This is a genomic window from Vibrio fluvialis (genome assembly GCF_900460245.1).
Classification (GTDB): Bacteria; Pseudomonadota; Gammaproteobacteria; order Enterobacterales; family Vibrionaceae; genus Vibrio; species Vibrio fluvialis.
The window spans coordinates 202,506-215,180 of sequence record NZ_UHIP01000002.1 but is presented as its reverse complement, the minus strand read 5'-3'; the positions used below and the strand labels follow the sequence as shown (position 1 = coordinate 215,180).

General features: G+C 50.3%; 11 protein-coding genes. 6 read left to right on the top strand and 5 right to left on the bottom strand.

Annotation, left to right across the window (positions count from 1 at the left end):
* Positions 1–11: 11 nt before the first annotated feature.
* Genes cpaB through DYA43_RS16025 form a run of 4 tightly spaced genes read right to left on the bottom strand, consistent with a single transcriptional unit; the run spans position 12 to position 2,129 of the window.
* The gene (gene cpaB / locus DYA43_RS16040; RefSeq protein ID WP_061055885.1) at positions 12–938 is read right to left on the bottom strand and encodes a Flp pilus assembly protein CpaB; all 927 of its coding nucleotides are present in this window, start codon (positions 936–938) and stop codon (positions 12–14) included.
* A 9-nt stretch (positions 939–947) separates the two neighbouring features.
* Complete coding sequence (locus DYA43_RS16035) at positions 948–1,478, bottom strand: TadE family protein (protein WP_081035200.1); 531 nt, start codon at positions 1,476–1,478, stop codon at positions 948–950.
* Positions 1,479–1,483: 5 nt separating this feature from the next.
* Positions 1,484–1,894 (bottom strand): prepilin peptidase, encoded by a 411-nt coding sequence (locus DYA43_RS16030; RefSeq protein WP_061055884.1) that lies wholly within the window; start codon positions 1,892–1,894, stop codon positions 1,484–1,486.
* Positions 1,895–1,913: 19 nt separating this feature from the next.
* A complete protein-coding gene (locus DYA43_RS16025) occupies positions 1,914–2,129 on the bottom strand; it encodes a Flp family type IVb pilin (protein WP_061055883.1) in 216 nt (71 codons plus the stop codon).
* A gap of 718 nt (positions 2,130–2,847) precedes the next feature.
* Here DYA43_RS16025 and DYA43_RS16020 point away from each other — a divergent pair.
* The 6 genes from DYA43_RS16020 to DYA43_RS15995 all read left to right on the top strand — a co-directional run bounded on the left by DYA43_RS16020 (position 2,848) and on the right by DYA43_RS15995 (position 10,432).
* Entirely contained in the window at positions 2,848–4,140 is a 1,293-nt protein-coding gene (locus DYA43_RS16020; RefSeq protein WP_061055882.1) for a collagen-like triple helix repeat-containing protein, read from the top strand.
* Positions 4,141–4,194: 54 nt separating this feature from the next.
* A complete protein-coding gene (locus DYA43_RS16015; protein WP_061055881.1) occupies positions 4,195–5,853 on the top strand; it encodes a POTRA domain-containing protein in 1,659 nt (552 codons plus the stop codon).
* Between the two features lie 200 nt (positions 5,854–6,053).
* The gene (locus DYA43_RS16010) at positions 6,054–6,431 is read left to right on the top strand and encodes a RidA family protein (RefSeq protein WP_047461960.1); all 378 of its coding nucleotides are present in this window, start codon (positions 6,054–6,056) and stop codon (positions 6,429–6,431) included.
* Positions 6,432–6,849: 418 nt separating this feature from the next.
* Entirely contained in the window at positions 6,850–8,097 is a 1,248-nt protein-coding gene (locus DYA43_RS16005; protein ID WP_032080720.1) for a dicarboxylate/amino acid:cation symporter, read from the top strand.
* A gap of 168 nt (positions 8,098–8,265) precedes the next feature.
* Complete coding sequence (locus tag DYA43_RS16000; RefSeq protein ID WP_061055880.1) at positions 8,266–9,888, top strand: methyl-accepting chemotaxis protein; 1,623 nt, start codon at positions 8,266–8,268, stop codon at positions 9,886–9,888.
* A gap of 70 nt (positions 9,889–9,958) precedes the next feature.
* Entirely contained in the window at positions 9,959–10,432 is a 474-nt protein-coding gene (locus DYA43_RS15995; RefSeq protein WP_370446021.1) for a GNAT family N-acetyltransferase, read from the top strand.
* A 56-nt stretch (positions 10,433–10,488) separates the two neighbouring features.
* On the opposite strand, the gene DYA43_RS15990 is transcribed toward DYA43_RS15995, so the two are convergent.
* Entirely contained in the window at positions 10,489–12,525 is a 2,037-nt protein-coding gene (locus DYA43_RS15990; RefSeq protein WP_061055879.1) for a methyl-accepting chemotaxis protein, read from the bottom strand.
* Between the last annotated feature and the right edge of the window lie 150 nt (positions 12,526–12,675).

The following is a 12,675-nucleotide window of genomic DNA, read 5'->3' as shown; positions in this document are numbered from 1 at the left end:
GCAGCCTCCGCTTAGTTTTTCGTCGTGACCATGGAGCGTTCATTGCCCTGAATCACTTCCACGTAACTGACGGGTTGAGATGGACGTTTGGGCACGGGTTTCACTTTGGGCGACGCTTTAGGTGCCAGATTGAATTGTTTGAGCTCAACGATATTGGCTCCACGGTTGAGTGCAGAGGATGACGTGGTTTGGGAAACCGCCACGGTATGAAACAGCGCATTGTTCTCTGCAAAAGAGCTGTCTGGACGGTTGCTCTGCGCCACCTCTTTACTGCCGACAGCGGCAAGTCGAATTTCTCCCGACGCATCGGCGAGCAAAAGAATTGGCGCGATAGACTCATGTACCGCAAGGACAACCGATTTGGCATGATCCTCACGCTGAAAGTCGTCTTTGCTGGTCTGATTTTCACCAATAGCCAGTACCATCAGGTTTGAGGCGATAGTGCGGGCACTGGTCATTGCCCCGGACTCTTTATTGGGTTTCAGCAGCAGCATCACATCCACAAAGTCACCGGGCTGAAGATAGCCACCGACAGTCAATACTTCACCCGCTTTAATCGCGATGGCGCGGTAGTCTTCTGGTAAATCGTCAATCACGGGGCGGTTCGGCGCGAGCAGTTTGGTCGTCAGATAGGTGCCGGGCGCGACTTCTTCTTTCAGCCGCCTTCCGATGGCGATGTCCGGATTTTGGATGAAGCTGTCGTTGAACTGTGGTGTTGATACGGGTTCAATCAAGTCGGTGGTGATGATCGTGCCTTTCTCCGCACCATGAGTGAGCACCCAAGCCTGGTACAGCCGTTCTGGCTGCGTTTGTGGGATGACTTTGGTGGTTTCACGCTTAGCAGTCATGATGCCTGTGATGAAAAAGACTAAACCGATGGCCAGCAAGGCTCCTGCTGCGATTTTGAGCCAGAGTGATTTATCGAGCGTCATTTTCATCGGCTTCTCCTAATTCAGTTTCAATACGGCGGACGCCGTAATTTCAGTGGGAAAGACAGAGTCATCGCCGGGTATCAGGCCATCGATAATGCTGGTCGGGAGAAAAGGCGTCGTTTGATAGTTGGGTAATGTGATGGTGACTTTGCAGCATCCGCCACTATCGATGGTGGTGATGCTGATTAACGTATCGGCGGCGGGTAGTGTCACACCAAACAGCTGTCCGGGGCTGGTTCCTTCTCCATGCGTGAAACCCTGTATCACCTGGAGTGCGTTGTTGCGAATAACCTGCGACACATTCCCGAGTACGGTATTGTCGCTGCAGCCGCTGCCCGAATAATCGAAATAACACTCTTCATCGACGTAGGAGATGGATTGGCGAATACTCTCTTTTGCGGCGTGATCAAACAGGCTGGCGGCGAAGAAGATCATCGAATAATGGATCACCGCAAACAGTAAAATCATGATGATAGGCATCAGGCAGACGGTTTCTATCGCGACCGAACCGAGCTGCCTGTTGTGTATCTGATGTATCGTTGTCATTTTGCTTACACCATCCCTGCCAACCCAAAGACGCCTGTTGTAATAAAAATAGCGGGAACAAACGGCGCCTCATTTTTTGTCGAGAATTTTACTGTGCTGTAGAAAATGAATATGGCCAGCGTGATAAATATATAATAAATCATGATATTAAACGGAGAGATGCTGGCTAACCCCAGCAGAATACGGATATCTGCCGCGCCAAATTCCCCTTTAATAAATCCGGGTATTGTCAGGACTAATACTAAGAAGATAGACTTTAATTCAATCAGTGAAAAATTAAAGTCGGAGTCTAATAACAACCAAACTGGAGGGCCTAACATCAATAAATAGCTAATAATATTAGGTACCTTCATGGTTTTTATATCAAACACACTTGCAATAAGCAGCAGCCCTAATTCAAACCAATATAAGCTCATTTATCAGCGTATCGAGTAATTATCCCGCTGTGGTCGGCAGTGCGTTCTTCACACTTGTTAATACCGCTTCGATGCGATCGGCAATGGTGTCATCACCCGTTGAGAATAAGGCAATCGCAATGGCTGCGATGGTAGCGATAATGGCGTACTCAATACCAGAGGCACCTTTATTATCGATTAGGAAAGAGGTAAATACGCACCAAGATTTAGTAACTAACGTATTGAAATAATTCATGTTAAATCCCCCTAGCACAACGCTTTTTATTCTGCCAGTGCTTATCCAAACACTGGCTGAAGATCCACGAAATGAGACAATTTTGTGGCCTTCGTTCAAACTTAAGACTAGGTGTGCCGGCAAGAAAAGCAGACTTTTTTATGTGACTAATGTCATAAAATAAGAATGAAACTAGTGGCATTTCAAAAAAAATCAACCTGTTGTTTTCTTATTTATCAATTGATGAATGATTAATTTTCAAAATAATTAATGACTTAGATGTATAACCACAAAATTAGTGTTTGAATTATGTTGATTTTCATTATTTTTCAGGAGTGATCTTTTTCTGGATTTTTATTTAACCCTTAACGATATTCTATACAGAATATCGTGCCTTGATGGCAATCTTTGCTAAGTATGGCCGATGATAATAAGAAAATATTTGATATTGGTTGGCGTTGATTTTTTCTGTTTATCTCTACTTTCCCCGATGTTGTATTACTTAAGCATCGAAAAGTCCTCCAATATTTCTCCTGTTTAATGGCGGTTGTCCTTAATTTATGAATAGAAAAATTGGGGACGATATTGATGTTATCGACTTATTTTTAAGCCATTTTATTTTCCCAATCGGGTTTGAGCAATGCTCAACAATACGTTAGCCGCTGAAGCGCGTTTACCTCGCTTTAGCGCATCAACCTAAGCGAATCGCCTAGGAAGTATCTGATAAAGGAGAGATACGATGGTCAATGTGTATCGAACTGCGATTGTCACCGCACTGGCCGCATTAGCGGTAGCCGCTTGCAGTGGCAACGGTTCCGTGGCTTCCAATAATTCCGGAAGTTCTCAGGATGTGACAAGTAAAGACGTGACAACGGACACCGCTAATACCAGCAGTCAATCGGACAAAAATCTTGTGTCTGAATCGGGGGGAGTGATTTCACAGAGTCAACTGACCGATACTTTGGACACGATCACGACCGGATCCGGAGATGTGTTGGTTAATCTGGGCGAAGTTGTCAGTGCACTTGGTGATGGTTTACCGCTTGGCACCTCATCGTTAGAGGTGGGCAACTCTTACGTCTCAACGACCTTGCAAGGTGCGACGAAAGCGACCACGCAACTGGGTACAACGGTCGTCTCAACGGGGGATGCGATCGCTCAGCTAGACGCGCTCCCTGTGTTTGTTCAGCTCAACAACAAAACAGGTTTACTGACTTATACCGGAGAGACGGTTTCTGATTTGGGGGGCACGGTCGAAAATGTCGGCCAGTGGCTTGAGTATCACACCTCAGAACAGGGCGGGTTGTACGGCCTGACTGAAGGGGTTTCGGTGATGACGGCTCCGATACTGGTTCAGGTTGGCGACATGATTGATCTGAAAGGTCATGCGCTGGTGATCGTCGATAAACCTCAGGATTTGAAGAGTGCCTTGCCAAGCTTGGTTTATCTCTCTTCTACCAGCCTCAAGCAGGGAACCACGGCGCTGCTGATGAATGCCAATGGCACGGTTGAAAACCTGGGGACGGTATTCGTCGGCGAACACGGTGTGACGGCGCTGCTCTTCAACGAACTGAACCGCGACGATACCACGTTGGCTGCGGTGAAAGATCAGCTGTCAGACAAACTCAGTACCAGCCAGTTGAATGACCTGAATGATCTCGATTTGGGCAGTGGCGGCGGGTTGTATACCGACGTGCAAGGCAATCTGACCTTGGTGACGCAAAGACTGGGTGACGTGCTGAGTTTGGATGCGGGGTTGATTGGTTCACTCGATCTCAATCAATCGCTGCTGAATCTGGATAGCGTCAGTACTTCTTCAACGCCGCTGAAAAGCCTGCTGACCAGTTCGGCACAAAGCCTGACCACCATTGTGGGCTCGCTGACGGGCTCAACGGTCAATACGCTCTCTCTGACCAAAATATCCGACGATGTGTTTACCGACAGCAGTGTCGTGGCATCGGATTCAAGCGAAAAAACTAACTTACTGAATTACCTTAATACTCAGGTGTTATCACCATTACTGGGTAACTGATGTTGTCTGCTTAGATTCGCGGGGTCTGATGCCAGGGCCCCGCAGGAGTAATCAATGGTCAAAAAGAAGCCGCTTTATTTTGCAGGCATCAGCTTGATGTTTGCTTCTGCATCCTCCTGGGCGATTGAGCCTCCACTGCTTGTTAAACCACCTGTTCAACAGGAGCCGGACACAAACCAACCCATTACTGAACTCTCCCTGGTCGAGAAAATAGTCGGCCAGGTTGAGTCGCAAGGTGACAGCACTATCAAAGGCATTCACTTTGTCGGTGGCACCTCACTGGATTTGCAGCTCATTGCGCAGGACGTCAACTTTCTGATTGGGCAGCCATACCAAAAAGATCTGGTACAAATTGCGATTGATAAAGTGTCCGCCCGTTTTCACGACAACGGATTTCCCTTGGCTTTTGCCACCGTCGGCCGTAACGGGTTCGCTGACAGCAAGCTCACCATTACCGTAGTGGAGGGCTATATCATTCGCAGCGAAATCGTTGTTGACGACCCGCATGTTAAAGAGAGGATCGACGATATTCTGGCTGACGTCCTGCAAGAGAAGCCCGCGCGTCAGGAAACGCTGGAACGTGCGATTGCTCTGATTAACGACATTCCCGGGTATCAGTTTACGTTGTCACTGCCAAGGCCTAAAACGCTGTCCGGAGCAACGTCATTTCGCATTGAACAGAAAAACCGAGAGATGATTGAACCCTTTGTCGGCTACGCCATGCAAAAAGATTCCGATAAGAGCATGTCGGTCGGCTTGAGGCTGAACGCTAACCGCTCTTATCTGCAAAGCCTGACGATGAATGCGCTGGTTCCGATCGACAATCACGACCAGCAGTTCTACTCGGCAAACTTCACCCACGCATTAGGCAGTGATGGGTTAAGCAGCGCGCTCAATCTGACTTACTATCAGGACAGCGAAGAGAGCGAGTTGCCGATCAACGGCAACCAAGTCTCTATCGATAACAAAATTGAGCGCCAATCGGCCAACTACGACTTGTCTTATCCATTTATCCTCAATAAAAACCAGCGTCTGACGGCGAAAGTAGGATTGCTGTATGAGTCAGAAGACCGGGAATATCATCTTTCATACAACGATACCTATCTCGGGCAACTTGATGATTCCATTCGATACCTTATTGCTTCGCTGTATGTCACTTCGCAGCACACGCAGGAAAATTTTAGTTTCTCGGTCGGTGTGGGCGTGAACCAAAGTGTGCCCAGCGCGTTCGATTACACCAGCGATTTGGGCAACAGCCAGTTGTACGATGACGGCTTTCGTTTTTACGAGATGAATGTGCTCTCTTCTTATCAACTAACCAGTCGCTATCTTGTGTCACTGAGAGGTAATGGCGTATATGCCAGCGAAAGCATCGTGCCTTCTCAGCGGGTTAGCTACGGTGGGGTGAATTTTGCCCGAGGTTATCCCGAAGGAACGCTGGAAGGCGATCGCGGATATGGGGCTGAGTTGAAATTCATGCAGCGAAACAGCCGCAAAAAGTATTATCTCAACCCGTTTATCTTAGTGGACTACGCCAACGCCGAGCAGGAGCGGCTGACACTGCCTTATTCCGAACTGGCGTCCGCTGCGATCGGGTTTGAGGCTGGCTACAGCCGCAACGTTCATCTCTCGTTTGACTATGCTAAACCGCTGATCGAACACCATCGCTTTACGCGGGATGTGTTTAACCTCAGTTTGCGCTGGAAGTTCTGAGTCGGGTTCATCTTTGCGTTACGGACTAAGTGAATGATGGAAAAGAGAAATGTGGTAGAAAATCTGATTCTACCCCCGCTACTCGTCGCTGTTTTTCTGGTAAGGTGAATCGGTCGACGGCTACGGCGTGAAAGAGTCGCATCTTTCGCCTTGAGCGCCACACGTCGAGCTGACTCAGTACATCAGTTAAGGAGAACCACATGGTACAAAGAGTGAATTACGATACTTTACCCGAAGCGGTGGGGCCTTACGTGCATGCTACCAAACACAACGAAACTTTGTATCTTTCCGGATTAACGGCGCTTGCTACCAAAGCTCAGGCTGGTGGTTTTCAAGAACAATGTGCCGAGGTTCTGGCACAGATTGAAGGTGTCCTCAAACAAGAAAAACGTTCTAAGGGCGATATCGTGAAAGTGACGATATTTCTCAAAGATATTGCTCAACTGTCGGCGGTCAGAGAGCAACTGTTTGCCTTTTACGATGGACATCTGCCCGCCTGTTCGCTGGTGGAAATCTCCAGCCTAATCCATTCGGATTTGCTGCTGGAAATGGAAGCGATCATCGCTTTGCAAGCTTAGCTCGGTCGTTTCGCTCGCTGGCTTGCCCGCGTGGAGCCAGCGATGCCTGATTTACCTCTTCACATTCATTTCACCTTTCCTTAATTGGTCAGATTTTGACAAGTCTGACCTGTCAAATTGACTTTTTTTACCCCGGCTCAAACTCCTTGATTTTGTGACCGATCTGACAGTTATTTCCATCTGAATGTTTAATTAAACGTTTGATATTTATGTCAAAAATGAATGTTTTTCACCGTGTGAATGATGTCGTTTGTGCTTTCAATTGATAATTCGGATTGTTCAATTGTCTGTTTATTCTACAAATTGAGTGAAAACTGGTCTTTTGTGACTGTTTACCGAAGAGCACTTTTATTGTGTAATCGGCGCTTTGTTTTTTTTGGTCGTTTTCACTAGCAATCTACAACTCACAAGGGAAGAAATGGACACTCAAGCACAATTGCCCCGTCGGGGATTTTGGTCAGGTATGGCGTTATGGAAGAAAATTCTGGTTGGTATGGTCGCGGGTATCGTGGTGGGCGCTCTGATGGGCCCAAGTGCTGCGCTGCTTAAACCCATCGGCACACTGTTTATTAATGCGATCAAAATGCTGATCGTACCGCTGGTTTTCTGTTCATTGATCGTCGGTATCACATCGATGAAAGATACCCGCAAGATGGGCCGTATCGGTGCCAAAGCGATTATCCTTTATCTTGGCACCACCGCGGTGGCGATTGCCATTGGCCTGGCGCTGTCAGCTCTGCTTCAGCCGGGTGCCGGCCTGAATATGGTAGCGAAAGATCTGGATGAAGCAGGTAAAGCTGCGCCGCCGCTGGTCCAAACGCTATTGGCGATGATCCCGCAAAACCCGGTGAACGCTCTGGCGGCGGGTAACATTCTGCAAATCATCGTGTTTGCGATTGGCCTGGGGGTATCTCTGGTGCTGGTTGGCGAGAAAGGCGAACCTGCGGTGAAGGTGTTTGAAAGCCTGGCCGAAGCCATGTACAAGCTGACTGAAATCGTGATGAAGCTGGCACCTTACGGCATCTTTGGTCTGATGGCGTGGGTTGCGGGTACGTATGGCCTCGACGTGCTGATGCCGCTGATCAAAGTGATTGCTGCGGTATATATCGGCGCGCTGATCCACATCGGTATTTTCTACAGCGGTCTGTTGACGCTGCTGGGCCGTTTGAACCCAATCCAATACCTGCGCGGCATTTCAAACCCTGCGGCGGTTGCGTTTACCACATCAAGCAGCTCAGGCACTCTGCCTGCGACAATTAAAGCGTCACGTGAAGAGCTGGGCGTATCGGAAGGGGTGTCGAGCTTTGTTCTGCCTCTGGGTGCGACCATCAACATGGACGGCACCGCGCTTTATCAGGGCGTGTGTGCACTGTTTATCGCTCAGGCGTTCGGTGTTGATCTGCAAACGTCGGACTACATCACGATTATCCTGACCGCGACACTGGCATCGATCGGTACTGCCGGTGTTCCGGGTGCGGGTTTGATCATGTTGTCACTGGTGCTGAGCACCGTGGGTCTGCCCATTGAGGGTCTGGCGATTGTCGCTGGTATCGACCGTATTCTGGATATGGCACGCACCACTATCAACATCTGTGGTGACATGATGGTGGCCGTTCTGGTTGCGAAAAGCGAAGGTGAGTTGGACGAACAAACTTACCAAAGCTAACTAAAGTATATAAAAAGCCCCGGACTGTTCCGGGGCTTTTTTATGGGTCAAAACTAACCCAAATGAAAATTTGCTGGCGGTTGAATACCGATGCGTATCAACGTTTGCACTCACTGCAGCGGTAACAATAGTTGCCGTCTATTTTGAAGTGAATCTGCGGATGTTGAAATGAAGATTAAATACAAGTTATCCATTCCTATTTTATTGATGGTTTTTACTTTTGGCTTGGTGACCGCATCAAGCATCTACCAGTCCAAACAACAGCGAAAAATCACTCAGGACCTCAATCAACACATGTATCCTGTGGCGTTCAGCCTTGATGATGCCTACCGCGATCTCTATCAGGTGATGCATGCGGCGCAGGGGGTGTTACTCAATCAGGACCAAGCGTCGATCGAGTACTACAGCGCGGAATTTGACGACAATGCCTACAAGGCCGCGCCCCGAATGGCCAAAGTGGCGACGTTGATTGAGCAGCAGTTGCTGCCGTTGTCGGTGCAAGACGATCTTGATCAGCTCCTTTCGGCAACCCATCGTTGGGTGCAGTTGTATCAGCCAGTGTTTACTCATCCTTATCAGGCTGATCAGTACTACGCAAAGATCCATAACCAACTCGACTCTGAATTTAAGGTCATTCGTAAGCAGCTGAAAACCATCAGTAATCGGCTTGATGACAAAAAGGCGCAGTTGCAGGCAGATTTTGAGCGCAGCCAGCAGGTGGCGCAGCGTATCCTTGAAATCGGTCTGGTGTGTGCGCTGCTGAGCGCGATGGCCGCCTTCGCGGTTGCGTTTCGCTTTGTGCTGCAACCGATTCGTAACATTGAACAGGCGATGGTGGATATCGCGTCAGGCGAGGGCGATTTGAAGCAGCGCCTTCCTGAGCAGAGCAATGATGAATTGGGCCACGTTGCCAAAGCGTTCAACCAGTTCGTCTCTCAGATTCACCATACGATGCAAGAAGTGACCAAGCTGAGCAATGCACTGCGGCGGGAAATGCAGGTGATTGTTCACTCTGCGGATCAGGTCAGTGCGTTTTCGCTGGCGCAGCAGCAGGAGAATGATTTAGTCGCCGCCGCCGTGCACGAAATGCAGGCGACCAGTCAGTCGGTGACCGACAGCGCCTGCCAGGCTGCACAGTCGAGCCACGAAGCACATCAGGATGTATCGAGTGCGCAACAAACCGCGAGTGCGACGGTGACTTCCATTAATCAACTGTCGGAACAGATGTTGTGCGCGACAGAAACTATTCATCAACTGGATCAGGAAGTGCTCAGTATCGCCTCCGTGTTGGATGTGATTCGCGGTATTGCAGAGCAAACGAACCTGCTGGCACTTAACGCTGCGATTGAAGCCGCGCGGGCTGGCGAGCAGGGCCGAGGTTTTGCGGTGGTAGCCGATGAAGTGCGCAGCCTGGCAAGCCGCACGCAACAAAGCACCGGGCAGATTCAACAGATGATTGAAAGTCTGCAATCCGGCGCGTCACAGGCGGTAAAAGTGATGGCAGACAGCTCAGCGCATCGGGAAAAGGCAATGGAGGAAGTGGAACAAGCGAATGCTTCGTTGCAGCAGATCTCCGCTTCCATCGCGCACATGAATGATATGAATACTCAGATCGCAGCCTCTGCAACCCAGCAAACGACGGTCAGTTCAGAACTGAACGGCAGTATTCAGCATATGGCTGACAACGCTTCGCGTATGGTTGATATGGTGCACGAAACCAAATCCTCGTGTGCAACCCTCAACCAGCAATGCACGCAGTTGGATCGATTGGTGAGTCGCTTCAAAGTTTAGTCGGGTTGTCACTCAGAATTAAAGGAAAGGAGATGCTAAAGTGGCGCTGCGTCTGATTTCGGAGAATGTTATGACCGTTCGTTTTATGCTTGCAGAGGATATTCCTGCCGCTGCTTTGGTTCACCAGTCCGCGTTTCCCAGGCAGCGCCATTCGCAGCAGTGGCTGCAGTGTAATTTCAATGCTGCGCCCCGTTATCTCTGTTTTGTCGCGCAGCAGGCCAACGAGATTGTCGGTTATATCATCTGGGTTCAGAAAAGTGGATTCCGGCCGGAAGCCGTGCTGGAACTGGAGCAGTTGGCGGTTGCGCCCGAGCATCAGGGCAAGGGCATTGGACGGGAATTGATCGCCGCTTCGCTGCCTCTGGTCAAAGCGCAATTGAGCAAGCAGGGCTCAACGCTGAAACACATTCTGGTGACCACCCGCGCGGATAACTTCGCGCAGCAGCTCTACCGCGAGACGCTGGGAGCAGAGGTGGAAACCACCATCAGCAACCTTTATTCAGCCGATGAAGTGCTGATGATCGCCCGCAATGTATCGGTGTAAACGACCCGTTACCGAGGAATAAAAAAGAGCCGCATTGCGGCTCTTTTATCAGGCGATCAATGGAAGAAATCGACCTGTTGTTTGAGATGACTCGCCAGTTGAGAAAGCTCATCGGCGCTGTGTGAGGTCTGCGCGGTGGTATCGCGGCTTTCGCTGTTGAGTTGGCTAATTTGCGCTGCGCTAGCGGCCACTTCCTGAGACACTTGCGCTTGCTGCTCGGCGGTCGCAGCAATCGCATCCGACTGCCCAGCGATATCGCGAATCTGATCGGCGATAGACTCCAGCGAGGTACCGGCTTCCTGAGCTTTGTCCAATACCTGGTTGGCGTTGTGCTGGCTCATCTTCATCAGTGACACCGCGTTGCTGGTGGAATCTTTCAGCTTATCAATGATGGTAACCACATCTTTGACCGACACTTGCGTTCGGTGCGCAAGAGTGCGGACTTCGTCTGCCACGACCGCAAAACCTCGGCCTTGTTCCCCGGCGCGCGCGGCTTCAATGGCGGCGTTGAGCGCCAACAGGTTGGTTTGCTCGGCAATTTCATCGATCATTTTGGTCACCGCATGAATGCTGGCGCTGTCATCGCTGACCTGATTGATCGCCGCCGCCGATTGATCGAGCTGATCGTTGAGCTGGGCGACATCAATGCACACCATTTCCACCACAGACAAACCACTTTGGGTGTTGAGATCCGCTTCGCGTACGTTGCCGGCAATCGCTTCAACCTGCTGCGCGACGGCTTGTGCCGACGTTGCCATCTCTTCAATCGCGGTGACCACCTGCTCAACTTGTTGTTGCTGTGCATCTGCTTGGCGCAGGTTGTGGCGAGCATCGCTCAGCACGCTGCCGGACTGGCTGTGCACCTTATCGCTGGTGCCTCGAATATCGCTCACCAGCACATGGAGTTGCGTTGCCATGTCGGCCACACCGTTGGTCAGGCGCACAATTTCATTGGCCGATTGCGCATCCCCTTTGGCAACGCTGAGGCTGACTTCACCCTGGCTCAGACGCTCCATGTATCCGGTTAACACCGTGAGCGGTTTGGTGGTGCGAATGATGTACAGCGTCACGACCGCAAAGGTGGCCGCCGCAACCAGTGCCGAGATAAGCACGATCAGCTTGAGCAAATCGCGGCTTGCTTTGGTCACTTCCGCGGTATAGGTACCGCCCAATAGTTTCCAGTCCCATCCAGGGATCTCGGCGTACACCATGTATTTTTCGCTGATGCCGTTTTGCGTCTGGCTCGGGTAAAGAATCAGGCCGCTGGCTTGCTGGAAAATCGCGGAAAACGGCTTGTTTCCCTGTGCGTCGGTGGTGTTGATGATGGAATTGGAACCATTTGCCATGGTTGGATGCAGCAGGTACTGGCCACGATGGTCTTCGCTGTTGTCGACCACTACGGTATAGCCGGTGTTACCCCAGGCGACAGCTTTGAGGGTGTCAAAGATGTCTTGCGCCGCTTTCTCGACTGGTAAACCGATGAAGGAGATAGCAATCAGTTCGCCGTTATGGTTTTTAATCGGGGCGTAGTAAGTGATGTAGCGTTGACCGAACAGCGTCACCTGCGCGTAGTAAGGCTGACCACTCATCAGCTTTTGATAGCCCGGATGGTCACGGCCCAGCAATGTGCCGATCACCCGGTTACCGGAGTGGTCTTTGAGTGATGTGGCAACCCGCAGCCAGTCACCATTGGCAGAAGCAAAAATCGTCGCCACGGCGCCGGTGTCGCGGGTAAAGCTATCCACCACCGTATTGTTGTTGATCAGGCTGACGCCGTTCTGCACGATGTCGTTGACCTCATGCCCCTGAAACTCAACGCTGCTGCTTTGCATTGAGGTGCCATTGAGGTAGCCGTGCTGGAAAGTGGACTCCAGAACCTGCGCGGTTTCCAGATAAGCGTCAAACTGGCCGGCGATGGTTTTCGCCATCGCATCGACTTTGGACTGCTGTTCCTTGAGTGTGGCGTCGAGCAGAATGCGTGACGCGTTGTGATAAACCAGAGCGGCGATGCTGCTGAACGCAATCAGCAGGCATATCGCCATGACAGCACGTAGCTGGAACCCCACGGTTTTATTTTTGTAATAGCGAATCATGGTAAGTCTCTTCTGATGAATATTATTGTTGTTGGTAATGCGTTCCCCCTGAAAAACGCTCAACGACTATAAAAAACTCATCCCTATGGCACATTGATTTCGGGCAATGAAACCGCTTCCAATTGAAGGCGATGGATAAATAAGTGATGA